Genomic DNA, 26,710 nt, shown 5'->3' with positions numbered 1-26,710 from the left:
CGATAGCGCCGATGGTACTGCGTAGAAGTGGGAGAGTAGGTCGCCGCCTTTTTTTAGAAGAGTCCGATATTCGAATAGAGTATCGGACTTTTTGCGTTTAATACTTATTTTTACCGAAAAAACTGATTATGCGCTTCTATCTATTCTTTCTATTATTTATTTCTCAATTATCTATAGCTCAGGATGGCTCTATATTATCTCTTGTTTTTATGGGGGATGTTATGGGGCACGACTCACAAATAAAAAGCGCACGCATTGGAAGCAGCGATAAGTTTGACTATAACAGTTGTTTCAGGTATATAAAAGATGATATTAGGAGTGCCGACATCGCTATAGCTAATCTTGAAGTAACACTGGCCGGTCCGCCGCATAAAGGTTACCCGGCTTTTTCATCGCCAGATACTTTAGTAGATGCCTTAAAGGGAGCCGGTATTGACGCATTGGTGATGGCCAATAATCATTGCGTGGATCGGCGAAAAAAGGGCTTAAATCGCACTTGTGATATTTTGGATTTAAAAGGTATGCCGCGCACAGGTGTATTTAAAGATTCGCTTGACAGGGTAAAGCATAATCCAATGATCATTGAGAAGAAAGGATTTCGAATTGCATTTTTGAATTATACTTATGGTACAAACGGCATTCATGTTCAGCTTCCAAATATCGTCAATCATATCGACACAGTCATTATAGCAAAAGACATTCAGGTAGCCGAGGCCATGCATGTAGATGAAACTATTGTATGTATGCATTGGGGGTGGGAATATCAGACCAAGCCAAATCCTGAACAAAAGCGTTTGGCAAATTGGCTTCAGTCAAAAGGCATTAATATCATTATAGGGTCGCACCCACACGTGCTGCAACCAATGGAATTTAAAGTGCAGGATGAAAAGACGAGTCTTGTGGCCTATAGCATGGGTAATTTTATTTCTAATCAACGGCCGGCTCCTCGCGATGGATCGGCTTTATTGTTTGTTGAATTAGAAAAGAAGGATGGAATTACAAAAGTTGTTAATGCCGAGTATCAGTTAACGTGGGTTTATACACCAATAATTGGCGGAAAGAAGCATTTCTATGTAATGCCGGCAGTTCGTCACAAGAATGCAAAATGGATGCAGGAAACAGCTCGAAAGCGAATGAATGAATATGTGACAGAAGCGAGAGAGATATTGAAGTACAATAAGGCTGTTGATGAAAAGAAGTTTAATCAAACGTTAAGCAGGCTTAAGGGCTTTCAAATGGATGTTGCAAATGTACATCCTGGTGGATTGGTAAGTTTATAAAATTAAAAAAATGGTGGTTGTTGCATATTTTCTAAATTTGCATCCAACTAAAATGAAATGATGCACAATAAAAAATCAATAATTGCTATCGATGGTCACTCGTCGTGCGGGAAAAGTACAGTAGCGAAAGATTTAGCCAAAGAACTTGGGTACGTATATATTGATACAGGTGCCATGTATCGTTCTGTAACGCTTTTTGCCATGCAAAATGGCCTAATTCAGAATGGTAATATCGATGAAGCCACATTAAAAGACCGTCTTGGAGAAATCAACATTTCTTTTAAATATCAGCCGGAAGAAAAGAAGAATGAAGCATTTTTAAATGGCGTTAGTGTGGAAGATGAAATTCGTAGTCTGGAAGTAAGCAGCAACGTGAGTGCTATTAGTGCCATTGGTTTTGTCAGGAAAAAGCTGGTAGAGCTGCAGCAGGAAATGGGTAAAGAAGGTGGCATTGTTATGGATGGCCGGGATATCGGAACAGTTGTTTTCCCAAATGCCGACCTGAAATTATTTATGACTGCTTCACCTGAAATCAGGGCTCAGCGACGCTACGATGAATTAACAGCCAAGGGAGATATGGTAGAATTTGATGCTATCCTCGAGAATGTGAAGCAGCGTGATTACCTGGATAGTACACGCGAAGAGAGTCCGTTGATTCAGGCAGAGGATGCTGTTGTACTGGATAATAGCCATCTGAATAAAGAAGAACAGCTTGAATGGATCATTAAGGTGCTTAAAGAGCGTAAACTGCTATAGCTGATGATAACCGTTGATATTGATAAGTCATCTGGTTTCTGCTTTGGTGTAAAAAAAGCCATTGAAGCGGCAAGTCAACTGCTCAGTGATGGTGAAAAAGTATACTGTGTTGGCGATATTGTGCATAACGAAGCGGAATCGGCCAGGTTGAATCAACTGGGGATGCGCATCATTGAGCATAATGACTTAGAGCAACTTCAAGATGGAACAGTGTTGTTCAGGGCGCATGGCGAACCTCCGGCATCTTACGATAAAATTAATGCGTCTGGCTTGAGGCTGCAGGATGCAACCTGTCCGGTGGTACTTAAGTTACAACAACGAATCAGACAAGCCTATCTGGAACAAAAGGCGGCTGGTGGCCAGATTGTCATTTTTGGTAAACCGGGTCATGCCGAAGTGATAGGCTTAATGGGACAAACTGAAGATGAAGCGATAATTATTGAAAGCGAAACAGATATTCACCTCATAGATGCTGAACGGCCTGTTGAAATATTTGCGCAAACCACAAAGGACCCCGATAAACTGACAAGGCTGGTAAAGCTTATCCAAACCAGATGTCACAATGAAGTAAAATGGCACAATACCACTTGTAAGCAGGTAACAGGACGTGTTCCGCGGATAAAGGAGTTTGCTAAAGCTTACCCGCTTATAATTTTTGTAGGAGGAAGGAAAAGCAGTAATGCCAAGGTATTGTTTGATGCCTGTAAACAAGTGAATCCCCATAGTTTTTTTGTATCCTCAGCTGATGAAGTGAGGCCAGAGTGGTTCAATCCAGGCACTTCTGCAGTAGGTGTATGTGGTGCCACATCTACCCCCAACTGGCTAATGGAACAAGTTGCCAACTATATCAGAACAATATCAACGCCATGATGATTAATGAACTGATAGCCCTTGCCCCGATGGTAAGGGCTTTTTTCATAAACTCTAAAACCAATTAGTAATGAATTATTTTATTGCAGCATTGAAAAAGTATGCTGATTTCTCAGGAAGAGCAAGAAGAAAAGAGTATTGGATGTTTGTTTTATTCTATACACTTTTTGCGATGATTGCGGGAATTCTTGATGTCATGATCATCAGCACAGCTGGTATTTATTTCACTCCAATACTTACATTGTTTTTATTGGGAATGATTATCCCAACATTGGCAATTAGTGTGCGCCGCATGCACGATATTGGTAAAAGTGGCGCAATGATTCTGATTCCGATGGTGCCATTCATTGGCAGTATATGGTACCTTATTCTAACCGTAACAGAAGGTACGGTAGGAGATAATCAGTATGGACCCGATCCAAAAGCAACATCTTTCTAATAGGGTGATTATGCTATGATATTTACAAGTCATTTGTAATTGACTTTGCCCGGATAGAACTTCTATTCGGGCTTTTTTATTTAAAAAAGGTAAAAATTACTCGTTTTGTGATTTAACCATGTAATTTGAACACAATTATACCCTTAGGATTAAAAAGCATCTGTTATTTTTGTGGCAACCTGAAAGTATTTGGTCTTAGAGGCCGGTTTCAACACTAAAATCTTATGAATCGATCGATTATTCTGCACAGTCTAAAAGTTGCATCTTTTTTTACATTGGTAATATGTCTTACTGCTTGCCAGGCTAAATCCGGCACTGGTACCTACGAAACCTACGTGGTTGATAAAGGCAATATTGAAACATGGGAGTCAACAGCAGGTTTTGTTGAGCCTGCTAATGAAGTATTGCTGCTCAGTCCAACTGCCAGTATTATCACCAGTATTCTTAAGGAGCCTGGCCAGGAAGTGAAAGAGGGTGAAACAATATTGGTGTTAAACACCAAAGAAGTGGAAGATAAAATAGAACAGCTCAATGATAATTTGGCTGTTATGCAGAATAACCTTGAAAAAACCCGTTTGGCAGCGCGCAGCAATAAAGCCGATCTGTCACACAACCTCGAAACAAAGAAACTTAAGATATCATCAATCAAAGCCACCTTGGCCGACCAGGAACAGCTGCTTGAAGTTGGAGGAATTTCACCTGCTAAGTTCGATGAAACAAAGCAACAACTGGTTTTAGCCGAGAAAGAGTTACAACTGGTACAGCAGAAGAGTGCTATTAAATTACAGCAACTGGAAGCCGACGAAAAAGGATTGTTGCTGCAAATTGATATTAAGCAGAAGGAAATCCAGCATCAACTTGAACTTTTGCAAAATCTGCAAGTTAAAGCACCTTCAGATGGCATAATATTGGCCATACATGGAAAAAAAGGAGAGAAGATTCAAGGGGATAAATTGTTGGTTAGCCTGTCGGATTTAACCTGTTTTAAAATACAGGCTACGATAGATGGTAAATTCCGCGACATGGTAAAAACAGGTAAGCGCGCATATGTGGTTGTTGATAATACTAGGCTTGAAGGGCGTATTGGTACCATCATGCCCCAGCTAAAAGATGGTAATTTAGAGTTCTCGGTTCATCTGACCAATAGCCAGCATCCAAAGCTTATTCCTAATCAAAAGGTAGACATTCAAATAGTAAAACGTGCCCGATACGACGTGCTTCGAATAAAGAAAGGAGCCATGATCAGCAACAAAAAAGTGCAGCAGGTATATGTTGTTAACGGCGATAGTGCCAATCAAAAAGAGTTGAAACTTGGTCTGGCAACCGATGATTACATTGAAGTGCAGGAAGGACTGGAAGAGGGTGATGAAGTGGTGATATCCACTGTATCGGCCATTGGAAAAGAGAAATCGGTAAGTTTAGAAAAATTAAAAAAATAGAAGGATGAGACGTGTTGGAATACTATTGCTGGCTGTCTTTATCGTTAACAACAGCAGGGCGCAGTCAGAGGAGAAGGATACATTTAGCTTAACACTACAAAATGTGGTTGATTTAGCCATCAATCAATCATCATCAGTAAAATATGCTCAAAACCGCTATGAAAATTACTATTGGCGGTGGAAGAACTTTCAGGCACAGTTCAGGCCACAACTGGTGGTAGAAGGTAATTTGCCCAACTATTATGAAGGCACAGAGCCGGTAAAGCAAGGGGATGGTAGTATTGAGTTTAGAGAAGTGGGCCGATTCAATAATAACGTGGCGCTTTCGGTCAATCAATCAATTCCTCAAACAGGCACAAGAATATATGCCAGCAGTTCGGTCATCCGAAATCAGGATTTACTTAAAGATGAAGTCAGTTTCTCAGGAGACCCCTATAAAATTGGATTCACACAACCGGTTTTTGCCTATAACTGGATGAAGTGGGCACTAAAAACAGAGCCAATGGTGTACAATGAGGCTCAGAAAGATTTTGTTGAGACCATTGAAGAAATATCCCGCAATGCCACCTGGCGATTCTTTAAGTATTTAAGGGTACAGACCAATTATAAACTTGCCGAAAATAACTTGGCGAACAGTAAGGACAATTTGCGTATTGCAGAGACAAAGCGTAAGCTGGGAACTATCTCTGAGAATGATTATTCCCGCATTCGGCTGTCTGTGCTAACTGCTCAAAAGTCACTGACACAGGCTAGTATGGATTTAAAGAATGCTGACTTTGAACTGAAGTCCTACATAGGTCTGGACCAGCATACCCAGATTGAATTGGTGATGCCCCTGAATATGTTTTTATTCCAGGTCGATCCCGATATGGCATTAAGTGAAGCACTCGAAAACCGTAAGGAAACTACCCAATATAAACGTCGCCTGGTGGAAGCTGAGCGTGAATTGACCAAAGCTAAGCGGGGGAATGGTTTATCCGCGACCCTTCATGGTAGTTACGGAACGTCAAACATAGCCTACGACTGGCCTGGTGTGTATGATGAACCGGCCAACCAGAAGTATCTGCGATTATCATTCTCCATTCCGATTCTAGATTGGGGCAAATCATCATCCAATGTTAAATTGGCAGAAAGCAGACGCGACCTGGTGGTATTTGATGTGGAGCGCGACAGAGAAAATTTTGAGCGGACCGTTGTGGTGCAGGTCGAGCAATTTAGCCTGCTGAAGGCACAGTTAGAAATTGCAGAAGAAGCTGATTTGGTTGCTGATAATGGCTATAAGATTGCGCTTAAAAAGTTTCAGAATGGAGAGATAAGTATTGCGGATCTGAATATTTCACTGTCGGAGCGGGAGAAGGCTAAGCGTGACTATATAAACTCGTTGGAAACCTATTGGGTGGCCTATTACCGATTACGAGAACTAACCCTTTATGATTTCGAGAAAGGGCAGAAAATCATGTATGATAATCCGCTTCTGGGAGGATTGCTCAAAAAGGCAAAACCAGTCGATGAAATATAATAACGCAGCTCATGGATGGCCGATATAGAACTAACATCAAGCCGGGAGACAATGTAAGTATTGTTCTCAAACAGCACCAGCGAACAGGTCAGTTGACCGAGGGTGTTGTCAAGAATTTATTAACCAAAAGCAGCTTTCATCCACATGGTATAAAAGTACGTTTAGAAGATGGCCAGGTGGGAAGGGTGAAAAAGATTGTATCAATCAGCTAAACTTTAACCACTTGAAGCCTCACAAACTCTTCCATCACGGGCAGGTCAGCATCTGCCCAATTGAGTGACTTTAGTTCTTCAGGGGAGAACCAGCTAACCTTTTCGTGTTCTACCGCAGTAACGGTGCCTTCTGTTATTGAACAGATAAACGGGATTAGTTTAATTGTTTTATCCGGGTAGGAGTGAATAGTTGGAGTAAGCGACTCATTAACTGTGATAAGGATATTTAACTCCTCCTTAATTTCCCGGATGACACATTCTTCCGCAGTTTCGCCTTTATCAATCTTGCCGCCAGGGAATTCCCATTTCCAGCTTTGACTCATTTGCCTGCTGCGTAAAGCAGCCAGTATTCTGCCATTATCAACAATAATAGCACAGGTTACCTGTATTAACTCATTTGTAGTAGAACTCATTTCCAATAGCAATATGCTAACCTTCAATAAATGAAGATTTGTGTGTTTTGGGTTTAGACGGGCATAAAAGTAATAAAACTCATTAAACCTGCAAGTGCATAGTTAATTAGTCATAAAGATTGATATTGAATAGCTTTAGTGCTCAAAAAGGGAAAAGTCGCATCAAATTGCTCAAGCAACATTACCTGCTAATAAGTATGCAGAATCGGATAATTAAGATTTGTTAAGTCGCATAAAAAGGTAGGAAATGGTAAAAATTAAAAATAAATTTGGACAAATGCAGCCAGGTGAATGGCCGCTCATAATGTTAAAAACATGCTATTACTTTTTGTTTATTTATTTCTGGCACTGTTCATTTCCTTCCTCTGTTCAATTATGGAAGCAGTGCTGCTATCAACACCCCAATCTTTTTTATTTGTCAAAAGTGGCGAAGGTAAATCCTGGGCAGCTTATTTTGCCGGATTGAAGAGTAACATTGATAAGCCACTCTCAGCTATACTATCGCTAAATACAGTTGCGCATACTGTTGGAGCAGCCGGTGTGGGTGCCCAGGCCATTAAAGTGTTTGGTGAAGCTTCATTTGGCATTGTTTCGGCCATATTAACCATCCTTATACTGGTTATTACGGAGATTATTCCAAAAACCATTGGGGCTAATTACTGGCGAAATCTGGCCAGGTTTTCGGCGATAGTCATTAAGGCCATGATGTTTGTGACCTATCCTTTGGTGGTGATGTCTGCTGTAATTACCCGTGCCTTATCTGGCAATAAGGATGAAAAAACCACCAGTAGAGAAGAGATTGCAGCATTGGCTACCATTGGTGCCGACGAAGGTATTTTTAATGCCAAAGAGCACAAAATAATCCAAAACCTGCTGAAGCTGAGAAATATAAAGGTGAAGGAAATCATGACGCCACGGATTGTAGTGGCTATTGCCAATGAGGAGATGCTGCTACAGGATTTTCTTAATAACAAGGAATACCTCAATTTTTCGCGTATACCTGTGTATTCAGGTCACGATGAAAACATCACTGGCTATGTTTTCAGGCAGGAAGTGTTCGAAAATCTGGCTGAAGATCATCATGAGTTAAAGCTAAAAGATATCAGGCGAGATATTGTTATGGTGGCTTATTCTACTGTATTGTTCGAAATATGGGAGAAGCTGATGAAACAAAAAGAACACATTGCTTTGGTGGTTGATGAATACGGTGGTATGGATGGCATCGTAACTATGGAAGACATTATTGAAACGCTTCTGGGGCTTGAAATTGTTGATGAAAAAGACACAGTAGCTGATATGCAGGAATATGCCCGTCAGCGATGGAAAGCCCGTATGGCTAAATACCAGCAGGCGGGTAATCAAAATAAGAGCAATGAGCCCCAATAATGGCCATTATCTGTTTGTGTACGGCACCCTGTTAAATAATTCGGATCACCCAATGGCTACCTATTTGAATCAACAGGCAAAGTTTACCACATCGGGCTTTTTAGTGGGCAAATTATACAAAGTGGATGACTATCCGGGAGCTATCGTTACCCAACAAATTGATGAAAGGGTGTATGGCCAGATCTACAGCCTGCAAAATGAAGAACAAGTGCTGAATGAGTTGGATAAATATGAGGAGACAGGAGTTGATTTTTCTGAGCCCTGTGAGTACATTAGGGAGGTAGTCGAGGTATTTGATGACTTTGGAAAAGTATTCAACTGTTGGGTGTATCTGTATAACTGGCCGGTTGACGACTTGGTTCATATCCCATCAGGTAATTATCAGGCATATCTTACCCAGACTTTATAAGCAATTTGTATTGAATTATTGCGATGAATTATACCGAGTTTGCATTAAGGTTGGTAATAGCACTGGGAGCCGGATTTCTCATTGGTTTTGAGCGAAGTTGGCACCATAAGTCAGCTGGTTTAAGAACTATTACGCTGGTGACGATAGGTTCTGCTTTGTATGTGATGTTGTCTATTTATATAACACAAACCGAAGGTGATGTTACCCGTATTATCGCACAAGTGGTTTCTGGCATCGGGTTTTTGGGTGCGGGCATTATATTTAAAGAAGGCGTTAATGTACATGGTCTGACGACCGCTGCAACAGTCTGGTGCAGCTCAGCTATTGGTTGCCTGGCCGGTGCAGGCTATCACATCGAAGCAATTGTTTCTACCGTATTGGTTTTGGCTATTAACTCAGTGATGTTAATACTCGATAAACACCTTGCAAGCAGGGGAGAGGGAGAAAAAGAATAGGGGTATAACCTAAAAGATAATACCCCTTTGATATTTTATTCTGCAAGCTCGTTGTAAGTTTTCCGTACTAAATTATCCAGCCAGGTATATACCTCTTTTATTTCTTTGATGGTTGGTGCGCTGGTGCGCCATTGCTCCAGTTTCTGCTTTGTTGTTGAAAAAACGGATGCTTCAACTCTCTCAAGTTGTTGAATAATGCCACTTCCCTCACTGTTAATTAATTCAGAAACATTGAGGTATTTATAGCCGGCTGAGCGCTCAATGGGATAGCATCGCTTTTTAAGTTGAAGCGATAGCTCATTCAATTCGCAGTTGGCTTCACCCGCTGCTGTTAGTATGGCAGGTAAGTTATTTCCTCCTTTCACCCAAACTGGTAGAGACAGACAGGTGTTTGGAAATCCAACCATGGTCCATATGGTTGATAAATCAGGTACTTCTCCTTTGGTCACCCCCTCTATTAAAATGGCTGATGAGGATCCATGGCGTGTGATCATATCTCCTGAATTTACAAAGTGCTGACCTTTGGGAACTGCCGAGTATTGTTGACGATAATCCACATCCAGAACCGCATGCTTGAGACAGCGCGAAAAATCCTGTAAGATGGTTTGGGAAGTTAGCTCTCCCATTGATTCGGCCTTATAGAAGATATCCTGAGCCGTTTGGTAACGAATAAAACCATAGCCAACATCTTTTTTACCGGTGAAAGAGTAATTGGTGCGAATGATATAGCCGTTTGGTGCCTGGGCAGGATCGTTGGCATCAAATTTTGTATAGTTGTAATTATTCACTTCATAAAACGCTACGCCCCCTTTGGCATCCAATACGCCAAAATGCGCAGCCAATCCTTTAGGTGCTGGTCTCTCATTAATGAGTGCTTCAAAATCTTCCAAACTGGCACATTTTTGCAATGCCTCTTTCATAAAGTAGCCTTCCTGATCTTTAAATGAAGTGGTATCATCGAGGTTGACGTTAAAGGATGCACTATTCATAATGGCAAATCCAGCGGCATTTGAGCCACCCCATACTTGCTCACCGTTGGCATCAGATGAGTTTATCAAACCGATGTAATCGTATTTTCCATCACTAAAGTAGCGTAACTTGTTCTCAAATGTTTCAGTATCACGCAGCTTCCAGATGATTGGGCGGCCATTAGCTGTGTATTTGCCGGATACAATTGCGGTGGTACAGGCATTAACTGAAAGATGCCCGATGAGCAGAGCCATCAGGGCAGTGAGTAGCTGTTTCATAGATTTGTTGTTGGATTTAGAAAAGCAAGTAAGCTCTTTGCAATTAATAAAACAAAGAGCTTTGTCAGTATCAGCTAAGTCAACTAATTGTAGTGGCTAATGTGTGTGACATACCCGGTTGAATCACAATTGTATCATCAAGGCTGTTGGCAGCTTCCACGCATAGCATGTTTTTATAGTGTTCAGCCAAATCGCCCATTTGCATGGCTAACTCAGCACCGGGATTCCAAACCACTGTTATGCCACTACCTGACTTTTTCACACTGATATCGCGCTTGGAATCATGAATAATGGCCTTTCCCGACGTACGATAGCGTCGATCGGTACGTTGACCAAAAGAAAGCAATTTAGCTGTTTGATGTCCATTTGCATTAGTTACGTCATCCAGGTAATTGACACCGGATAGCCCTTCAAGCGTAACAGTGTCAATATCAGAAATATTAAAGTAACTGTGTAAGGCCGCGCTTACCTCAAAAGGTTTGTTGTCGCTATTCCTGGTTGTCAGTTCAACTGTTAGCTCTTTACTCAATTTTATGAGGAGACTGGCTTCAAATTGATAGGGCCAGAGCCGCATGGTTTCGGCATTGGAGGTAAGGCCTAACTCAATGCTTACTTCTTCATCGCTGGCTGAAGTGTTGATTACGGCCCAGTTGGAGATGCGCGCGAAGCCATGTGATGGTAGCGAGCTATCTACCGGATGAGGACCAAACCAGGGCCAACATACAGGAATACCGCCACGGATCGCTTTTTCATCCTTATATATGGCTTTGGGGCTTACAAAGAGTACATCATCCTGGTCCTTCGGGATGAAGCTTAATACATGAGCTCCATATAACGATACTTTTGCTGTTGCAAACTTGCTTTGTAGCTCAGCTGCAATGGAGTGCTCAAATGGCTGAAAAGTTATTTTACCGGCGATGCCAAATTGTTTGTTTAATAATTCTGGATTCATTGCTTGTGTTTTGATAAACACAAAAATACCGAATATGCAGGGATAACAAAAAGGGCCCACGCATTAAATGCGCAGACCCACGGCTGTATTTAATAATCCAAATGTTTAGTTGACAGACAAAACACCTTTAATGCTATCCTCGAAGGCTGACAGTGCCGCTTTGGAACCTTCACCCATGGCAATAACGATTTGTTTGTAGGGAACAATAGATACATCGCCTGCTGCATATACACCTTTTACGTTGGTACGGCAATGTGCGTCAATCTCAATTTCACCCATACGGTTAGTGGGTACCATGTCAGCAAATACTTTGCTGTTCGCCTGCAGACCAATCTGCACAAATACTCCATCGGTTTGTATGGCTTCCTCTTGTTCTGTTGCTCTGTGTTTAAGTGTTAATCCATTAACCTGACTACCATCGCCATCCACACTTAGTGTTTGGGCATTGGTAATAATCTTCACGTTGGAAAGTTGTTGCAGCTTATCCTGCAACACCTGATCACCTTTCAGGCTATCCATAAACTCCAGAACAGTTACCTCTGAAGCAATTGTAGAAAGGTCAATAGCAGCTTCCAAACCAGAGTTACCACCACCTACGACTACTACTCTTTTGCCTTTGTAGAACGGACCATCGCAATGTGTACAAAATGCCACACCATTTCCAATGTAATCACTTTCACCTGGTACACCCAGTTTACGCCAACTGGCTCCGGTGGCTATGATCAATGCCGGAGTAATAAGTGTTTCTCCAAGTGAGGTGGTTAAATGTTTTTTACCATCAATTAGTTCTGTTTTCTCAACCAGTCTGTTTTCCAAAATATCAATCGGATAATCGTTTAAGTGACTCATCAGATTGGCTGATAGCTCGGCACCAGTTGTTTTTGGCACCGATATCATGTTCTCAATAGATACGGTTTCAGTAACCTGGCCGCCTACTTTTTCAGCCACCAATGCTACAGAAAAGCCTTTACGGGCAGAGTAAATGGCTGCTGAAACGCCGGCCGGCCCGCCACCAACTACCACTACATCGTATGTCTTCGATTCTGATGCTCCTGGTTTAAATGTGCTACCTAGCTGCTTTTCAATCTTGGTCAGCAATTCACCTAATGATGAGCGCCCCACATGCAGCTGCTGGCCATTGGCGTAAACGGAAGGTACTGCCTGAATATTTAGAGCGTCTACTTCTTCTTTATTGATGGCCCCGTCAATTATTTCATGTCTGATGTTGGGATTCAGAAATGCCATGATGTTAAGTGCCTGAACAACATCGGGACAGTTGGTGCAGCTAAGTGAAATATAGCTTTTCAGCTCAACCTTCTGATTAATGCCTTTGATGCGCTTTGTTAGCATCTCGTCGGGCAGGTTTTTACCAATACCATCCAGGTTAAGAATTGCCAATAGTAAGGTTGTAAATTCATGGCCGGTTGGCACAGCCCTAAAAGTTACATTGCTTGGTTCGCCATTTTTAAGGATGGTAAAGCTAAGGTTTGGCCCAACAGTAACCTCTGTTGTAATACTATTGGAACAAGCTGCAACGTCTTCAAGCAAGCCTGTTAATTCGTTTTTGTTAGGGTGGTTGTCGGCTATTGCCACCTGAAATGTAAACTGACTTTTCAGGTTGGAGAATACCTGGGTTACTTGATCTTTAATAGCTTGTTCTAACATGTTTGTCTGTTTTAAAAGTGCGGATTGAGAGAGAAGAGAGGTAAGTCAGAAGACCTTAAGGATGGCCTTCTGACTTTTGGTGCCTGATTATTAAATTTTACCTACAAGGTCAATATTTGGCTTCAGTGTTTCGTTGCCTTCCTTCCATTTAGCCGGACACACTTCAGATGGGTGTTCCGCAACAAACTGCAAGGCTTTTAATTTGCGTAACAGCTCATCGGCATTTCGGCCAACATTACCTGCTACCACTTCGTACGATACGATTTCACCCTGAGGGTTCACAATAAATGTTCCGCGTTCTGCCAGACCAACTTCTTCAATCATTACGTCAAATCCGCGAGATAATACACCTGTAGGATCGGCCAACATTGGGTATTTAATTTTCTTGATTGTATCAGAAGTGTCGTGCCATGCTTTGTGTACAAAATGTGTATCGGTCGATACAGAATAGATTTCGGCACCGGTTGCTTTGAACTCATCATATGAGTTGGCTAAATCTTCCAGTTCGGTTGGGCATACAAAAGTAAAATCTGCAGGGTAGAAGAAAAAGACTGACCATTTGCCTAATACATCTTCTTTTTTTACTGCTTTGAAATCATCGTTTACGTATGCTTGTACTTCAAAATCTACAATCTGTTTTCCAATCTGTGACATAGTTATAATGTTTAAATGTTAATATATTTTGTTGTTTGATTTTTACAGAAGCAAAACTACATACTGCGATAACATCAATCAAATAGATAGTAATTATCCATAAGATAGATGCAGACTATAATGACAGAATATGAGTTAATTATATGGCATGTGCATGATTGCTGGATAGGAGAAAAAATATATTGGAATACTTAACGATCAAATAAAGTGCTGTTTGTGTGCAGTGAAACCATCCTTCACTACCTTTCCTGAATTAGTGTGAATAGGTCTTACCAAGAGCTTATACACAAATCATTTTTACTTATCTTTAATCCCTGTGGATTGATAATTATTCGTAATTGTGCTGTTGATAGAGGAGATGAAAGAATTATTTATTGCTAACCGATAGATTTTATATGCCCATACTGAGTTCAATTATATCACTGGTTAATGCCCGGAGACTATCTCAAATAGATCACTTTAAGAAAAACCCTGAAGAGGTGCAGCAAGCAGAGTTACGTCGTTTGCTCGATTCGGCCAAGCATACAACCATAGGGAAAGAATTTGAGTTTAAAAGTATAGCAGGCTATGGTACTTTTGCAGAACGTGTGCCTGTTCAGGACTATGAAGGTTTACGTCCTTATGTTGAGCGATTAAGAGAGGGGGAGAGTAATTTGCTGTGGCCCGGTGATATTAAGTGGTTTGCCAAGAGTTCCGGCACCACCTCTACCAAAAGCAAATTTATTCCGGTGACCAAAGAAACACTGGAAGATTGCCATTTTAGGGGAGGTAAAGATGTACTGGCATTGTACCTGCAAAATAATCCTGATTCGGATATGTTTAGTGGTAAATGCCTGACGTTGGGGGGTAGTCATCAGATCAATAATTTCAGTAATGAAAGTTATTACGGCGATTTATCAGCTATCTTGATTGAGAACCTGCCATTTTGGACGCACTTTGCCCGCACGCCCGAACAATCCATTGCACTAATGGATGAATGGGAGGCCAAGCTGGAGAAGATTACCGAGACAACCATTAAGGATAATGTAACCTCGCTGGCGGGTGTACCCAGTTGGTTTCTGGTGCTGATTAAGCATTTGCTCAAGCAAACCGGAAAATCCAATTTATTGGAAATATGGCCAAATCTGGAGTTGTTTATGCATGGAGGAATTAATTTTACACCTTATCGTAAGCAATACAAAGAATTGATACCAACGGATAAGATGAATTACTTGGAGACCTATAATGCTTCAGAAGGATTCTTCGGTATTCAGGATGATCTGAATGATCCGGGTATGCTGCTGATGCTTGATTATGGTGTGTTTTACGAGTTTATTCCCTTAAATCAGATAACCAGTCCTCATCCGGATGCCAGAACCATTGAGGATGTGGAAATAGGCGTTGATTATGCCATGGTGATTACAACCAATAGCGGATTATGGCGTTATATGATTGGCGATACGGTGCGGTTCACCTCATTGCGCCCCCATAAAATCATCATCACCGGCAGAACCAAGCATTACATTAATGCTTTTGGCGAAGAGTTGATGATTGAAAATGCAGAGCGCGCCCTGGAAAAAGCTTGTGCAGCCACAAATGCGGTTATTAAAGAGTATACCGCAGCGCCAGTTTTTATGGGTGAAGAAACTAAGGGTGCCCACGAGTGGTTAATTGAATTTGATACCATGCCTGTGTCGCTTGAAAACTTTACCGAACTGCTTGATAAAACATTGCAGGAAGTGAATAGCGATTATGAGGCTAAGCGTTACAAAAACATCACGCTTGAAGGACCAAAGGTGACCGTGGCCAGACACCATTTATTTATGGATTGGCTAAAGAGTAAGAATAAACTGGGCGGGCAGAATAAAATACCTCGTCTGGCCAATAACAGAGAATATATTGATGAATTATTGAAGTTAAACCACTAGAAACGAAAAGATATGCACATTGCGGTAGCAGGGAATATTGGATCAGGTAAAACATCGTTAACCGAATTGTTAGCCCACCATTTTGGATGGGAAGCGCACTTTGAAGATGTGGATGAAAATCCTTATTTACCAGATTTTTATGAAGATATGACACGCTGGTCCTTCAATTTGCAAATCTATTTTCTAAAGAGTCGTTTTTCATCGGTACAGGAAATTCGTAATGCCGGGAAAACGGTTATTCAGGATAGAACTATCTACGAAGATGCCTACATCTTTGCACCCAACCTGTTTGATATGGGCTTGATGAGCCGTCGAGATTTTGAAAACTATGAATCGTTATTTGAGTTAATGAGTAGTTTGGTACAGCCACCTGATCTATTGATTTACCTGCGCGCTTCAATTCCTACTTTGGTCAACCAGATTCAGTTACGCGGACGGAATTACGAGAACAATATACGTCTCGAATACCTCAAGCGACTCAACGAGCGTTACGAAGCATGGATTGAAAAATACAATAAGGGCAAACTGCTTATTATTGATGCTAATGAAATTGATTTCATTAAAAATAAGGCTGATCTGAGCATGATCATTGATAAGGTAAATGCTCAGTTACATGGCTTGTTTTAAAGGCCGAATAATAGACCAACATTGATACTTATCTGGTTCTGCTTCTCATGCGGATTCTCCGTGTAATCTGGTTCAGCATCCGGATAGTAAATGGCTTGCATGTTAGTGATGATATCCATTTGCACATGAATATCCAGCATCGTCTTTTTAGTTAATTCAACCAGAAGACCAAGTTGTGGTGCTACACCTGGCTTCCATACTTTTGCAGTGTATTTCACCGACTGGTTAGTGAGTCCATTCGAGGCAAAATCAATGGTGTTAATCATATAGTAAGCGCCAAATGATAAACCAATGTAAGGCCGCACTTCATCGTGACTAAAATAATAGGTCCCATTGGCCAGCAAACGAATAGTCTGGTACGAAGCGCTTACTTCGCCATATTGCTGAACATCCCAAAAGTCGCTGCCATCCTGAAGCTGATAGCCAAAATCGCAACCCAAAGAAAGACGTTCGTTGTAAAACCATCTGCCCATAACTGCAGCCTGCCATCCATTTTCAGCGACATCCTTAAAGCCTAATTCATCCGATGAACGACCAATGTTTGTTGGAAATGAATAGCCAATTTTTCCACCAAGAAAATAATCCTGAGCCACAGAATGACTGATGAACAAAATAAAAAGTAACAGAATAGCTGATATTCGCATAACGTCGTTTGAAGCATTAGCTGTGAAAATAAAAAATGTTTATTAGTTTTAGTCAATATTATAACTAAAAACCTAAGGGATTCACTAATTGAATCCCGAATTAAATCTTTAACCTATGTCAGTTTTAGGAAATATCATCTGGCTGCTGTTTGGAGGCCTGTTAACAGCTATTGAATATTTTGTGTCTAGTCTAATATTGATGCTCACCATTATAGGTATCCCTTTCGGATTACAAACCATGAAGTTGGGTATTCTGGCACTTTGGCCATTTGGCAGTCAGGTAGTGGATAGGCCACATGCCAGCGGGTGCTTAAATACACTTATGAATGTCATCTGGATTTTTATAGGTGGCATCTGGATATCTATATCTCACCTGATTTTCGGAATTCTATTAGCTATCACCATTATTGGCATTCCATTTGCGCGCCAGCACTTTAAACTGGCCCATATTGCACTGGTGCCGTTTGGCAAGGAGGTGAGGTAAACATTCTAATACTAGAGACTACATTGGTGTGGCATGCAATCGGCATTGTGTGCTGGATTATTGCGCTTCAGAGATTGATGCTATTGAAGATTATGAAATACTGTATAAAGAAAAGTTTATTACTGGGCTGTTTAGGTTTGAGCATATTTGCTTGTAAGGTTTTTAAGATGGAACAGGTGCCCGATAGTTTTGCCTATATATATCAAAGTGAGCAGGAAAAACCATTGTATGCAGGTCAGACGGAGATAGAAGTGGAGCCAGATGCTTTTTCTATACGGTTTGTGTGTGGCAGATTTGATGAAGTGGAGCAGCAGTTTTATAGTATGCGTATAGCGGCTTTTTTAAGCGAAAGCCAAATGCCCTGCATATATCCAGGCATACCTGCAGATTCGCTGCCCTGTTTTGGGGCTGGTACAGGAATGGCTCCGTCGCAAAACGGGAAGTATAAAGTGCTAAACATTAACTCCAATGCACATCATTATCTTTTTTATCAGGATGAAACCAGTAACAGAGTTAAGCTTCTTTCAGTGAAGGACGAGCAGCTTATGCTCGAATTTGAAGTGGATTCATTAGGCTTTTGGGGGCATAATGAGGAAATGTCGCAAGCTCGTTTGAGCGAGTTTTATTTATTGCTGTATAAGGATGCGAACCTCAACAGGCGAATTGACGAAGGAGAGTGGAGTAAGGTAACCATTCGTTTAAAGGGTAATTACCGGGGGTGGAGTCAGCCATTCTGGAATCAGCAGGATAGTTTGGGACAAACGCCGCTGCATCATTTGTTTTTATTGAATCAATGGGCTGATTGTGGTGATAGGCAAAGGCTCACTATACTTGAGCAGGCTTGTGGGTTGCCTGAAGTCAATCTGAATTTACAGGATGCATATGGTAATACAGCTTTGCACTATGCGGTTGGGAACTATTATATGCATGATGCGGAAACAGGCAGACGCCATAATAGAGGGCATGACTTAAGACTTATTCAGGCTTTACTTCATTACCAAGGATGCGATGTGAACCGCACCAATTACTACTATGGCAATAATCCTTTACAAGAGTATCTGATGGCTTATGAAACTGGGGTTAATCGCATAAGCCCGAGAGGTATTCAGCTGATTAAGCTTTTTCTGCAACGAGAAGATTTAAACCTCATTCATCAAAACAATGTGCTTTTTACTGCTTATGACTATGCCGAACGTAAGAATTGGCTGGATGATGTCAATGATGAGCTTATTGAGCAGCTTCAAGCGGATAAGGCTTTTCATAACGGGGCAACGTATGAGTTGTGGATGATGCTTAATCAGGTTAATTTTAACGTAACGGAATTAGATACTGCATTTTTTACTGAAAATATACAGCTTTGTTTGGATTACAAGGCCAATCCTAATGGACGGCAAGATGCATCAACACCATTGACGGCACTTTGCGATACCCGTCACAGGCCCTATGGCTATGATGAAAATGAAATTGCGTCTAACATGCGATTACGAGCCGTGTTAATCAAGCAACTCATGAATGCAACCGGATGTGATGTTAATGCCCATGATGGAGAAGGACTAACAGCTTTGCACCATGCTGTAAGAAATGATAATGCAGAGCTGGTTAAAACGCTCGTTGAGAATAGCAATACAGACCTGAATGCTCAAAATACTTTGGGTAATACCCCCTTGATGGATGCTTTACAAAATCTGCGTTTTCGATTGAGTGATGCTGAGCAAACAAAGGTTTGTATAAGGTATCTGGCGAATGAGCTGGAGCGCACTAATTTGCATTTAATCAACTATAAAGGTCAAACTTTAAGTGATTTGCTGAAAAGTCAGGTTGTTGATAATGCCAAAGTTAGCTCTACCTTATATCCTGAATTGCATCAACTCTTAGTTGATTTAAATGAGAAATTTGCACGATTATTATAATCAACAAAAAGGGCACTCGTTGAGCGCCCTTTTTTAGTATTGTATAGCTGTAGCAACAGAATTTACTCTATCACCTTTAGTTCTTTACCAATCTTAATGAAAGCCGCAATGGCTTTGTCAAGATGGTGCTGTTCGTGAGCTGCTGACAGCTGAATGCGGATACGAGCCTGTCCTTTTGGTACAACAGGGTAGTAGAAGCCGATGACATAAATACCTTCTTCTAACAGACGCACAGCAAATTCTTGCGACAATTTTGCATCGTAAAGCATCAATGCAACAATAGCTGATTCGGTTGGCTTGATGTCAAAACCGGCCTCAACAATCTTCGATTTGAAGTATTCAGCATTTGAAATTACTTTGTCGCGTAATTCTGTTGACTCCGTCAGCATATCAAAGATCTCTAATGCTGCACCAATAATTGATGGCGCCAATGAGTTAGAGAATAAATATGGACGTGAGCGCTGACGCAGCATGTCGATGATCTCTTTCTTACCGGTTGTGTATCCACCCAATGCTCCACCTAATGCTTTACCAAGTGTACCAGTAATGATGTCAACACGATCCATGCAGTTATGGTATTCATGAGTTCCACGACCTGTTTTGCCGATGAAACCTGATGAGTGACTGTCATCAACCATTACCAGAGCATCGTATTTGTCGGCTAAATCACAAATCTGATTCAGTTTGGCAATATCACCGTCCATTGAGAATACCCCGTCGGTAACAATGATGCGGAAGCGTTGCGCCTGAGCAGCTTTTAATTGCTCTTCCAAATCAGCCATATCGGCATGCTTGTAACGGTAACGGGCTGCCTTACACAAACGCACACCATCAATGATAGACGCGTGGTTCAGTTCGTCTGAAATAATAGCATCTTCAGATGTAAATAATGGCTCAAATACACCACCATTAGCATCAAAGCAGGCTGCATACAAAATGGTGTCTTCCATGCCAAAAAATTCGGCAATCTTTCCTTCCAGCTGTTTGTGGATATCTTGTGTACCACAAATAAAGCGTACCGATGACATACCATAACCGTGTGTGTCTAATGCTTTCTGAGCAGCTTTTACAACACGCGGATGAGAGGACAGTCCAAGGTAGTTGTTGGCACAAAAGTTAAGTACCGGCTCACCGCCCTGAACATTAATCTCGGCACCCTGAGGCGTAGTAATAATGCGTTCGTTCTTATACAGACCAGATTCCTTGATGGCTTCAATTTCCTTGGTCAGAAAATCCTGAAATTTACCGTACATGACTATCGTTTTTCGTGTGATTAATCGATTTTAATTTTCAAAAGTACGGGCATTGAAACTAAAGAACAATGACTAAAAGCACTTTTTTGCTTACGAATTAATTTAATTCGTCTTTTATAAGCTTTTGAATGTTAGTCCATGTGCTTTCATTCATTTTCGGTCCGATTACCTCAATAACATGTCCCGAAAGGATAGAACCGATTTTACCACATTTTTCCAAGGGTAATTCCTGGATAAGACCGAATAAAAAACCAGCGGCATATAAGTCACCAGCCCCGGTTGTGTCAATGCTTTTAGCGGGTATAATACCTACTTTAACTATTTCGTTGGAGCGTTTAATCATTGAGCCTTCTTTGCCAAGCTTAAGAATGGCTACCTGCGTGCCTTGCGCCAGTTGCAGAAGTGCCTCTTCACCTTCTTTACCTGTATAGGCTTTGGCTTCCTCTTCGTTGGCAAATACAATATCCACATAGTTATGGATGAGGTTAGTCAGAAACTCCAGATTATCCTCAACTACATTGAAACTTGCTAAATCGATGCTGGTAATTAAGCCATTGGCTTTGGCCAGTTGGTAAGCTTTTTCAATCAGTGCTTTGTTCTGCACCAGGTAGCCTTCTACATGAAAGTATTTATAACCTTTGAACAGGTCCTCGGCCAAATCATCCTGCGATAATTCAACAGCGGCACCCAGGTAGGTGGCAAAGGTGCGTTCAGAGTCAGGACTTATCAGCGCATTGGCGTGTCCGCTTTGTGTATCTGATTCCAGCAAGTGAGGAGTAATGTTATGGGCTGTCATGTCGGCTTTAAATACCTGCCCCAGCTCATCTTTACCTATCTTACCAATGAAGCCGGTTTTTACACCCAGGCTGGCCAGACCATGAATAGTATTAGCAGCAGAACCACCACTAGCCAAATCTTTTTTAATATGAGAGGTTGCTTCCTTCACTTTTAGGGCTGCAGCTTCATCTACTAACTGCATACTTCCCTTTGGTAAATTCAATTCATCTAATAATTGGTCGTTTTCCAGTATTGCCAGCACATCCACCAACGCATTTCCTAATCCTAATACACTGCTCATCCTTAATCGTTTAATATTTTCGGGTAAATTTATTCTAAAAATTTTCGACAAAGATATTGCATATTTTGAAGATTCCTTATAGTTTTGCAACGCATTTGACGAAAATGCCTCCTCAAGAAAGGAGTTCAAGAGATCTTGAAATTCAAATTCCCTAGTAGCTCAGTTGGTTAGAGCGGCGGACTGTTAATCCGTAGGTCGTAGGTTCAAGTCCTACCTGGGGAGCTTTAAGAAGCTTAAACGAAAGCTTTGTTTCAAAATATTTTCCCTAGTAGCTCAGTTGGTTAGAGCGGCGGACTGTTAATCCGTAGGTCGTAGGTTCAAGTCCTACCTGGGGAGCTGAAAAGCCATCTCAATAGAGGTGGCTTTTTTGTATAAGTATATTTAGGTTGTAATTAAATGAAGTTGTCTTAATCTATGGCATTTCTGGCAAAGGAAAAACATTGCATTCACGAGCTTTATCAATAGCATGCTTTGGATGTATTAGTTTTATGCCCTCTTCAGATGTTGATGATGTAGATGTTATAATATCAATCACTTCTGGGGGACTTAATTTAGGATTGATGCTGAGCATTTTTGCTGCCAGATTTGTCACTTGGGGTGAAGCCATTGAGGTTCCTGAAAATGCAATTACATCTCCGCCAGGCACTACACTTTCCACTTCATATCCATTGGCATATACATCAACGCTTTTACCTTCTGTGGTAAATGAGGTTTTATTGCCTGCTTTATCCACAGCCCCAACAGTAATAAGGTTGGGGTAGTTTAAGCTGGAAGGAAAATCTGCAGTGAAGTCAACATCATTGTTACTGTTTCCAGCAGCACAGATAAAAAGTATATCCGGATTTGAGGCTACAGCTTCCATAAATGCTTTTCTTTGGATTTCAAATAATTTCTGACCATAGGTTTTTCGCTCTTCATCGCTTTCTCCATACCCATGCATTTCAAGGGGTTCAATAAATTCCTGATTAAGGTCAATGCCCCAACTCATATTTACCACTCTTACATTGTTTGTTTTAAAATATTGGATTGTCTCAGTATACATTTGCGCCCAATTCAATGTTTTTTCTTCGCTTGGCATTTCTGGCATAAGCTTATGGTCAAAGGTTAATCGGGCAGAAAGTACTTTTGCTGCAGGATTGCCATCAACTGCAATTCCGGCCACATGTGTCCCATGTGCATAATTGGAGTACAGTATAAGTTGTTCGAAGTAGGCCTCAAACTCTTCAGGAGGCACCGATGAGAATTCCTTTTTCAATGCGATTGCTTCATCAGACGATATATTGGCAAAAATATCCATAAGCCCTTTCAGTGATGCTTTTGACTGTTCTTTATTGGCTGTATTATGGCCTTGTGAGTGCAGTATAGATGTAGATTTTTCTCCGTTAAGATCATAAGCTATCCCATAAACATCATCAATAAAACCATTGTTGTCGTTGTCTATATTGTCTGTCTTCTCATTTGTATTTGTCCATCGCTTGTTCTCTGGCATAGCATTCATGTCTACACCTGTATCCCATATACCTATTGTTACACTATGGTTGTTTGCACTGCCATTTAAAGACACATTTCTGTCTGTCCAGATGTCAGCCATCACCGCTTTGGTTCCGTACTTTTCCAAATTGCTTGTATAGTTTGTGTAAATAATGTCCTTGTAAGGAAAGAAATAGTTTAGGTCAGCATACGCACCAATTAAAGCAAAAGCAATTTCTTGAGGAACATTACCTTTGTTTTTGTTCAGTGCTGTTTGAACCGTTCCTTTTAGTGGCGCTATAGCAATATTTTTACTCCATATCTCAAGGATGCCCTTAAATTCTTCCACATCTTCCTGAACAACCTCAAAGTTGATGGTTTGGAAAAAATCATTAAGAAACAGATTGATAGATTTTTCGCAGGCTTCAAGGTCTTTTGCTTCGTTTGTAAGCATGGCATTGGCTATGGCCTCCATGCTTTTAGCTCTAATAAGTTTTGCAGACTCTTTGTCAGAATATGTTCTTTCTCTTTTTATATATTCAATGACAGTTTTATAATCATTTTCAATTAATGCGATGTCTCGAAGTTTAGTATAAATGCTTCGAAGGCTGGCATTGTCATTTATTTCATAGGTATCCAGATCATTAAGCAAATCGGTTTTAATTAGCTGTGCTAAATCTAATACCTTCTGGTCATCCTGAATAAATATTAATGCATCATCAACTATTAACTCGTATGAGTGTCTAGGTAAGTCCTCGGCCTTATTGATTACAATCTTGTCCTGTGCCAACAACCCAAATGGCCTGATGTGGATTAATATCAGCACGAATAATACAACGGTTCTCATGATAATAATTTTTAGTGATACCAGGGTGTTTAAAATCGAAGAAAAAAGAAAGTACAAAATTACACCTGTGCTTGTGTGTTGTCAATGTATTAGGCTGCTAATGTGAGTAGTAAAGAATTTCTTTTGTGGGGACAATAGCTAATGAAAAAGCCACCTTATTTAGGTGGCTTCATATTTGTTTTCGTATAATTATTATATATCCAGGTAGATGCTTAATCCCACCGAAACCGGATACAATTCGGGCCCTTTGTTCTCTTCAAACAAAGTAGAGAAGTAATAGGTGCCATATAGATTGATGGCCCTGTAGCCGATGCGCACCATGCCACCATACCTGAATTTCTGCAGATTGTAGGCGCTTTTTTTCTTTTGTTTATGTGGGTCCTCGCTGTCATCATAGACAATGCGATTGTACGAGTTAATGCGCATGCCACCAATACCACCTGCTGAAATATAGAAAGGCTGACGTCGGTGGTTAGTCGGTATTTGAAACTCCATCAGTAGTGGCACATTCAGGTGTGTTGTCACCAGTTTGTTTTTATCCAGTGGGCGAGTCGCATCCTCATAGCTGATGTTGCCATCTGCATCTTTGGTCAGGATAATGGGATTCGAAAAGTGATAGTTGTTCCATTCTATTCCCAAGCCAGTTACAAGACCTAAATTACCCCTTCGATCTAAACCAATGCTCCATTGCAGGGCATTAATGGCAAAGCTGTTGGAGCGCCCGCTGTTGAGTTCCATAAATGAATCGTCGGTTGGTAGATTGGTGCTGCCACTATAGGTGACATAATTGTTAAAGCCAAATTCAACACCTGTGTAATGCCCTTTAAATCGGCGATGGTATTCCCGGTATTTGTCCCTGTTTCTTCCTCCTATTTCGATATAAGTATTTTTGCCTTTTTCATTGATTACAATGTCGCTGCCTAGTACCTTAATATGCGTTTTATTGCCATCTTCATCTTCAACAATGATTTCTTTTTCATTCTGATTAGTCACCGATGATTGTGAATCATTCTGGGTATAGTCGTTTTCAGGAGCCGGTAAATCAAGCGGATGCCCCATTTCATCAATCCAAATCATTTGACCATCGAGCAGGGCTTTGGCCTTACCATCTTCATAGGCCCAAATGTGAGTATAGATGGGTGGGATTATTTCATTGCCGGTGCTATCAATATAACCTACTTTGCCATTTTTAAGCACACGGGCCTTGCCATTTTCAAAGGCCCATATCTGCTGATATTCGCACGGGATTATTTCATTTCCATGGCTATCGATGTAACCCACCTTGCCATTTTTGAGTACGCGTGCTTTACCATTATCAAAAGCCCATATCTGCTGGTATTGGCACGGAATGATTTGTTCGCCCTGCCTATTAAAGTAACCCAGCTTGCCTTGTTTTAGTACTTTAGCCAATTCATTACTAAAAGGCCATACCTGATCATATTCGGCTGGGATAACTATCTGTCCACTGATATTGTAAACGCCGGCTTTACCTGATTTGAGTACTCTGAAAAAGCCATCATCATCGAGGTTCCACACTTGATTGAATTCGCATGGTACAATAATCTGACCATCTGCCTTGATGATGCCCACTTTACCATTCTTCATTACCCGGTATATGCCTGATTCAATCTCCCAGTGGCGCTCGTAAATGGAGGCGACCTCAGGTGTGATGGTTTGGGCACTCAGACTAAGAGATGTCAATATTAGCGTTAACAGTATGGCAGCAAATTGCTTCAGCATAGTACAGCTTGTTTTAGAATTGAACTAATGATAAACCAATGGTAAACGGGTATAATTCGGGTCCGCGATTTTCGGTGTAGAAGGTAGAGAAATTATAGCTTGCATATAGGTTAATGAAGCGATACCCCACTCTTACCATGGCACCATATTGAAATGGCGTCAGATTAATATCATCTTTTCCTTTGTCTTTGGTGCGGTTGCCATTTTCTTTATATACCAATTTAGTGTGCCCCCCAATTTTAAAGCCACAGTAGGGGCCTGCTGATATATAAAACCGATGAAATGGTTCCGACGATGGAAACTGGTATTCGAAGAGCAGGGGAATATTAATAAATGAGGTTGTTATCTTATTCTTTTCAACACTTCGTTCAGCTGGCACAGGTGCACCTATTGTTTGACCGGTTTCAGTATCGCGCTCAAAAGTATATGGTTGGTCGGTGCGGTAGTTGTAGAATGTCCAGCCGGCGCCTAATACCATACCAAAATTGTTTTTGTTACGCTGCAAGCCAATGTTATACTGCAGAAAGTTAATGCTGAAGGTCACCGATTTAGAACCATTCAAATCCATAAACAAGGCATCTGAGGGGAGATCTGTTGAAAAATCGGATGTCATGTAGCCGTTAAAGCCGATATCACAGCCTGCCCAGTGGCCCTTAAATTTTTCGCGTGGTACACGCACCATGCGAATACGTGCGCGGTTATAGTCCTCAATAACCTCGAAACGACGACTACCAATGGTTATTTTAGTGATGGTATCATTGAACTCATCTACTTCAACTTTAACACCTGGCGCTTTTACAATGCTTTTGCCATTACTTTCTTCAACACTTACAACACTTTTGCTTTTTTCTTTTTCCTGGGCATTGCTATTGCCAAGAACAGCTAGGGTAAAGGCTGCCAGCAATATTATTTTGAGTGCTTTCTTCATAGTTATTTGTGTTTAATTCATTAATCAAAAGTAGGACGACGGTTGCGGTTTATTTGTTACAGCGATATTGTTGACTTGCGATAGCTAAAGTGATAAAACATTAGTATATTGTATTTTATACCTCTA

At 41.0% G+C, this 26,710-nt stretch carries 25 protein-coding genes and 2 tRNA genes; 16 read left to right on the top strand and 11 right to left on the bottom strand.

Annotated elements, in window-relative coordinates; genetic code table 11:
* Window positions 1-128: 128 nt before the first annotated feature.
* The 7 genes from KEM09_RS20085 to KEM09_RS20055 all read left to right on the top strand — a co-directional run bounded on the left by KEM09_RS20085 (window position 129) and on the right by KEM09_RS20055 (window position 6,515).
* Window positions 129-1,280 carry a CapA family protein gene (locus KEM09_RS20085; RefSeq protein ID WP_212231297.1) on the top strand — a complete coding sequence of 384 codons (1,152 nt, stop codon included), beginning with the start codon at window positions 129-131 and terminating at the stop codon, window positions 1,278-1,280.
* Window positions 1,281-1,337: 57 nt separating this feature from the next.
* Window positions 1,338-2,036 (top strand): (d)CMP kinase, encoded by a 699-nt coding sequence (cmk, locus tag KEM09_RS20080; RefSeq protein ID WP_212231295.1) that lies wholly within the window; start codon window positions 1,338-1,340, stop codon window positions 2,034-2,036.
* 3 nt (window positions 2,037-2,039) lie between these two features.
* Window positions 2,040-2,906 carry a 4-hydroxy-3-methylbut-2-enyl diphosphate reductase gene (locus tag KEM09_RS20075; protein WP_212231294.1) on the top strand — a complete coding sequence of 289 codons (867 nt, stop codon included), beginning with the start codon at window positions 2,040-2,042 and terminating at the stop codon, window positions 2,904-2,906.
* 70 nt (window positions 2,907-2,976) lie between these two features.
* The gene (locus tag KEM09_RS20070) at window positions 2,977-3,345 is read left to right on the top strand and encodes a DUF805 domain-containing protein (RefSeq protein ID WP_212231285.1); all 369 of its coding nucleotides are present in this window, start codon (window positions 2,977-2,979) and stop codon (window positions 3,343-3,345) included.
* A 224-nt stretch (window positions 3,346-3,569) separates the two neighbouring features.
* Window positions 3,570-4,784, top strand: coding sequence for an efflux RND transporter periplasmic adaptor subunit (locus tag KEM09_RS20065; protein ID WP_212231277.1), 1,215 nt, complete (start codon window positions 3,570-3,572; stop codon window positions 4,782-4,784).
* Between the two features lie 4 nt (window positions 4,785-4,788).
* Window positions 4,789-6,303, top strand: coding sequence for a TolC family protein (locus KEM09_RS20060; protein WP_212231275.1), 1,515 nt, complete (start codon window positions 4,789-4,791; stop codon window positions 6,301-6,303).
* An 11-nt stretch (window positions 6,304-6,314) separates the two neighbouring features.
* Entirely contained in the window at window positions 6,315-6,515 is a 201-nt protein-coding gene (locus tag KEM09_RS20055; RefSeq protein ID WP_212231273.1) for a YwbE family protein, read from the top strand.
* On the opposite strand, the gene KEM09_RS20050 is transcribed toward KEM09_RS20055, so the two are convergent.
* Complete coding sequence (locus tag KEM09_RS20050; protein ID WP_212231271.1) at window positions 6,512-6,928, bottom strand: (deoxy)nucleoside triphosphate pyrophosphohydrolase; 417 nt, start codon at window positions 6,926-6,928, stop codon at window positions 6,512-6,514. The two genes, KEM09_RS20055 and KEM09_RS20050, sit on opposite strands and share 4 nt — an antisense overlap.
* A gap of 315 nt (window positions 6,929-7,243) precedes the next feature.
* Here KEM09_RS20050 and KEM09_RS20045 point away from each other — a divergent pair, with 315 nt between their 5' ends.
* The 3 genes from KEM09_RS20045 to KEM09_RS20035 are packed head-to-tail and all read left to right on the top strand — an operon-like array spanning window position 7,244 to window position 9,178.
* Window positions 7,244-8,314 carry a CNNM domain-containing protein gene (locus tag KEM09_RS20045; protein ID WP_212231269.1) on the top strand — a complete coding sequence of 357 codons (1,071 nt, stop codon included), beginning with the start codon at window positions 7,244-7,246 and terminating at the stop codon, window positions 8,312-8,314.
* Window positions 8,301-8,723: a gamma-glutamylcyclotransferase family protein gene (locus tag KEM09_RS20040; RefSeq protein WP_212231267.1), complete on the top strand. Its 423-nt coding sequence runs from the start codon at window positions 8,301-8,303 to the stop codon at window positions 8,721-8,723. The genes KEM09_RS20045 and KEM09_RS20040 overlap by 14 nt, the downstream gene beginning before the upstream one ends.
* Before the next feature lie 23 nt (window positions 8,724-8,746).
* Window positions 8,747-9,178, top strand: coding sequence for an MgtC/SapB family protein (locus tag KEM09_RS20035; RefSeq protein WP_212231265.1), 432 nt, complete (start codon window positions 8,747-8,749; stop codon window positions 9,176-9,178).
* Between the two features lie 35 nt (window positions 9,179-9,213).
* Here the strand turns inward: KEM09_RS20035 and KEM09_RS20030 are convergent, their stop codons facing one another.
* The 4 genes from KEM09_RS20030 to ahpC all read right to left on the bottom strand — a co-directional run bounded on the left by KEM09_RS20030 (window position 9,214) and on the right by ahpC (window position 13,696).
* Window positions 9,214-10,425, bottom strand: coding sequence for a C45 family peptidase (locus KEM09_RS20030; protein ID WP_212231264.1), 1,212 nt, complete (start codon window positions 10,423-10,425; stop codon window positions 9,214-9,216).
* 79 nt (window positions 10,426-10,504) lie between these two features.
* Window positions 10,505-11,377: a D-hexose-6-phosphate mutarotase gene (locus KEM09_RS20025; RefSeq protein WP_212231262.1), complete on the bottom strand. Its 873-nt coding sequence runs from the start codon at window positions 11,375-11,377 to the stop codon at window positions 10,505-10,507.
* 105 nt (window positions 11,378-11,482) lie between these two features.
* Window positions 11,483-13,042: an alkyl hydroperoxide reductase subunit F gene (gene ahpF, locus KEM09_RS20020; protein ID WP_212231260.1), complete on the bottom strand. Its 1,560-nt coding sequence runs from the start codon at window positions 13,040-13,042 to the stop codon at window positions 11,483-11,485.
* A gap of 90 nt (window positions 13,043-13,132) precedes the next feature.
* Window positions 13,133-13,696 carry an alkyl hydroperoxide reductase subunit C gene (ahpC, locus tag KEM09_RS20015; RefSeq protein WP_212231258.1) on the bottom strand — a complete coding sequence of 188 codons (564 nt, stop codon included), beginning with the start codon at window positions 13,694-13,696 and terminating at the stop codon, window positions 13,133-13,135.
* 395 nt (window positions 13,697-14,091) lie between these two features.
* Between ahpC and KEM09_RS20010 the strand changes: the two genes are divergently transcribed.
* A complete protein-coding gene (locus KEM09_RS20010) occupies window positions 14,092-15,603 on the top strand; it encodes a GH3 auxin-responsive promoter family protein (protein WP_212231256.1) in 1,512 nt (503 codons plus the stop codon).
* 12 nt (window positions 15,604-15,615) lie between these two features.
* Entirely contained in the window at window positions 15,616-16,230 is a 615-nt protein-coding gene (locus KEM09_RS20005) for a deoxynucleoside kinase (RefSeq protein ID WP_212231254.1), read from the top strand.
* On the opposite strand, the gene KEM09_RS20000 is transcribed toward KEM09_RS20005, so the two are convergent.
* The gene (locus KEM09_RS20000; protein ID WP_212231252.1) at window positions 16,227-16,874 is read right to left on the bottom strand and encodes a hypothetical protein; all 648 of its coding nucleotides are present in this window, start codon (window positions 16,872-16,874) and stop codon (window positions 16,227-16,229) included. The two genes, KEM09_RS20005 and KEM09_RS20000, sit on opposite strands and share 4 nt — an antisense overlap.
* A gap of 115 nt (window positions 16,875-16,989) precedes the next feature.
* Between KEM09_RS20000 and KEM09_RS19995 the strand changes: the two genes are divergently transcribed.
* On the top strand, window positions 16,990-17,358 hold the full coding sequence (locus KEM09_RS19995; RefSeq protein ID WP_212231250.1) for a YccF domain-containing protein: 369 nt from the start codon (window positions 16,990-16,992) through the stop codon (window positions 17,356-17,358).
* Between the two features lie 92 nt (window positions 17,359-17,450).
* On the top strand, window positions 17,451-19,268 hold the full coding sequence (locus KEM09_RS19990) for an ankyrin repeat domain-containing protein (protein ID WP_212231248.1): 1,818 nt from the start codon (window positions 17,451-17,453) through the stop codon (window positions 19,266-19,268).
* 62 nt (window positions 19,269-19,330) lie between these two features.
* Here KEM09_RS19990 and kbl read toward each other — a convergent pair whose 3' ends face one another.
* Together kbl and KEM09_RS19980 are read right to left on the bottom strand one after the other, a co-directional pair.
* The gene (gene kbl / locus KEM09_RS19985) at window positions 19,331-20,521 is read right to left on the bottom strand and encodes a glycine C-acetyltransferase (RefSeq protein WP_212231245.1); all 1,191 of its coding nucleotides are present in this window, start codon (window positions 20,519-20,521) and stop codon (window positions 19,331-19,333) included.
* A gap of 97 nt (window positions 20,522-20,618) precedes the next feature.
* Complete coding sequence (locus tag KEM09_RS19980; RefSeq protein ID WP_212231243.1) at window positions 20,619-21,599, bottom strand: adenosine kinase; 981 nt, start codon at window positions 21,597-21,599, stop codon at window positions 20,619-20,621.
* A gap of 148 nt (window positions 21,600-21,747) precedes the next feature.
* On the opposite strand from KEM09_RS19980, the gene KEM09_RS19975 reads away from it, so the two are divergent.
* Window positions 21,748-21,821, top strand: a tRNA-Asn gene (locus KEM09_RS19975).
* Window positions 21,822-21,861: 40 nt separating this feature from the next.
* Window positions 21,862-21,935 (top strand) — tRNA-Asn (locus KEM09_RS19970).
* Between the two features lie 76 nt (window positions 21,936-22,011).
* Here KEM09_RS19970 and KEM09_RS19965 read toward each other — a convergent pair.
* The 3 genes from KEM09_RS19965 to KEM09_RS19955 all read right to left on the bottom strand — a co-directional run bounded on the left by KEM09_RS19965 (window position 22,012) and on the right by KEM09_RS19955 (window position 26,584).
* On the bottom strand, window positions 22,012-23,916 hold the full coding sequence (locus KEM09_RS19965; protein ID WP_212231241.1) for a S8 family serine peptidase: 1,905 nt from the start codon (window positions 23,914-23,916) through the stop codon (window positions 22,012-22,014).
* 192 nt (window positions 23,917-24,108) lie between these two features.
* Window positions 24,109-25,656 carry a WG repeat-containing protein gene (locus KEM09_RS19960; RefSeq protein ID WP_212231239.1) on the bottom strand — a complete coding sequence of 516 codons (1,548 nt, stop codon included), beginning with the start codon at window positions 25,654-25,656 and terminating at the stop codon, window positions 24,109-24,111.
* 13 nt (window positions 25,657-25,669) lie between these two features.
* On the bottom strand, window positions 25,670-26,584 hold the full coding sequence (locus tag KEM09_RS19955; RefSeq protein WP_212231237.1) for a porin family protein: 915 nt from the start codon (window positions 26,582-26,584) through the stop codon (window positions 25,670-25,672).
* Between the last annotated feature and the right edge of the window lie 126 nt (window positions 26,585-26,710).

It is taken from the genome of Carboxylicivirga mesophila, from assembly GCF_018271975.1.
Lineage (GTDB): Bacteria > Bacteroidota > Bacteroidia > Bacteroidales > Marinilabiliaceae > Carboxylicivirga > Carboxylicivirga mesophila.
The sequence above is the reverse complement of the archived record's forward strand: the minus strand, read 5'-3'. Positions and strand labels throughout refer to the sequence as shown.

What these genes read in the sequence shown, in the direction of transcription:
- KEM09_RS19995 (WP_212231250.1), top strand. Translation starts at nt 16,990, where the DNA reads ATGTCAGTTTTAGGAAATATCATCTGGCTGCTGTTTGGAGGCCTGTTA.
- KEM09_RS20075 (WP_212231294.1), top strand. Translation starts at nt 2,040, where the DNA reads ATGATAACCGTTGATATTGATAAGTCATCTGGTTTCTGCTTTGGTGTA.
- KEM09_RS20000 (WP_212231252.1), bottom strand. Translation starts at nt 16,874, where the DNA reads ATGCGAATATCAGCTATTCTGTTACTTTTTATTTTGTTCATCAGTCAT.
- KEM09_RS20085 (WP_212231297.1), top strand. Translation starts at nt 129, where the DNA reads ATGCGCTTCTATCTATTCTTTCTATTATTTATTTCTCAATTATCTATA.
- KEM09_RS20025 (WP_212231262.1), bottom strand. Translation starts at nt 11,377, where the DNA reads ATGAATCCAGAATTATTAAACAAACAATTTGGCATCGCCGGTAAAATA.
- ahpF (WP_212231260.1), bottom strand. Translation starts at nt 13,042, where the DNA reads ATGTTAGAACAAGCTATTAAAGATCAAGTAACCCAGGTATTCTCCAAC.
- KEM09_RS20005 (WP_212231254.1), top strand. Translation starts at nt 15,616, where the DNA reads ATGCACATTGCGGTAGCAGGGAATATTGGATCAGGTAAAACATCGTTA.
- KEM09_RS20050 (WP_212231271.1), bottom strand. Translation starts at nt 6,928, where the DNA reads ATGAGTTCTACTACAAATGAGTTAATACAGGTAACCTGTGCTATTATT.
- KEM09_RS19990 (WP_212231248.1), top strand. Translation starts at nt 17,451, where the DNA reads ATGAAATACTGTATAAAGAAAAGTTTATTACTGGGCTGTTTAGGTTTG.
- kbl (WP_212231245.1), bottom strand. Translation starts at nt 20,521, where the DNA reads ATGTACGGTAAATTTCAGGATTTTCTGACCAAGGAAATTGAAGCCATC.
- KEM09_RS20070 (WP_212231285.1), top strand. Translation starts at nt 2,977, where the DNA reads ATGAATTATTTTATTGCAGCATTGAAAAAGTATGCTGATTTCTCAGGA.
- KEM09_RS20055 (WP_212231273.1), top strand. Translation starts at nt 6,315, where the DNA reads ATGGATGGCCGATATAGAACTAACATCAAGCCGGGAGACAATGTAAGT.
- KEM09_RS19960 (WP_212231239.1), bottom strand. Translation starts at nt 25,656, where the DNA reads ATGCTGAAGCAATTTGCTGCCATACTGTTAACGCTAATATTGACATCT.
- KEM09_RS20065 (WP_212231277.1), top strand. Translation starts at nt 3,570, where the DNA reads ATGAATCGATCGATTATTCTGCACAGTCTAAAAGTTGCATCTTTTTTT.
- KEM09_RS20035 (WP_212231265.1), top strand. Translation starts at nt 8,747, where the DNA reads ATGAATTATACCGAGTTTGCATTAAGGTTGGTAATAGCACTGGGAGCC.
- KEM09_RS19965 (WP_212231241.1), bottom strand. Translation starts at nt 23,916, where the DNA reads ATGAGAACCGTTGTATTATTCGTGCTGATATTAATCCACATCAGGCCA.
- KEM09_RS20010 (WP_212231256.1), top strand. Translation starts at nt 14,092, where the DNA reads ATGCCCATACTGAGTTCAATTATATCACTGGTTAATGCCCGGAGACTA.
- KEM09_RS19980 (WP_212231243.1), bottom strand. Translation starts at nt 21,599, where the DNA reads ATGAGCAGTGTATTAGGATTAGGAAATGCGTTGGTGGATGTGCTGGCA.
- cmk (WP_212231295.1), top strand. Translation starts at nt 1,338, where the DNA reads ATGATGCACAATAAAAAATCAATAATTGCTATCGATGGTCACTCGTCG.
- KEM09_RS20060 (WP_212231275.1), top strand. Translation starts at nt 4,789, where the DNA reads ATGAGACGTGTTGGAATACTATTGCTGGCTGTCTTTATCGTTAACAAC.
- ahpC (WP_212231258.1), bottom strand. Translation starts at nt 13,696, where the DNA reads ATGTCACAGATTGGAAAACAGATTGTAGATTTTGAAGTACAAGCATAC.
- KEM09_RS20045 (WP_212231269.1), top strand. Translation starts at nt 7,244, where the DNA reads ATGCTATTACTTTTTGTTTATTTATTTCTGGCACTGTTCATTTCCTTC.
- KEM09_RS20040 (WP_212231267.1), top strand. Translation starts at nt 8,301, where the DNA reads ATGAGCCCCAATAATGGCCATTATCTGTTTGTGTACGGCACCCTGTTA.
- KEM09_RS19955 (WP_212231237.1), bottom strand. Translation starts at nt 26,584, where the DNA reads ATGAAGAAAGCACTCAAAATAATATTGCTGGCAGCCTTTACCCTAGCT.
- KEM09_RS20030 (WP_212231264.1), bottom strand. Translation starts at nt 10,425, where the DNA reads ATGAAACAGCTACTCACTGCCCTGATGGCTCTGCTCATCGGGCATCTT.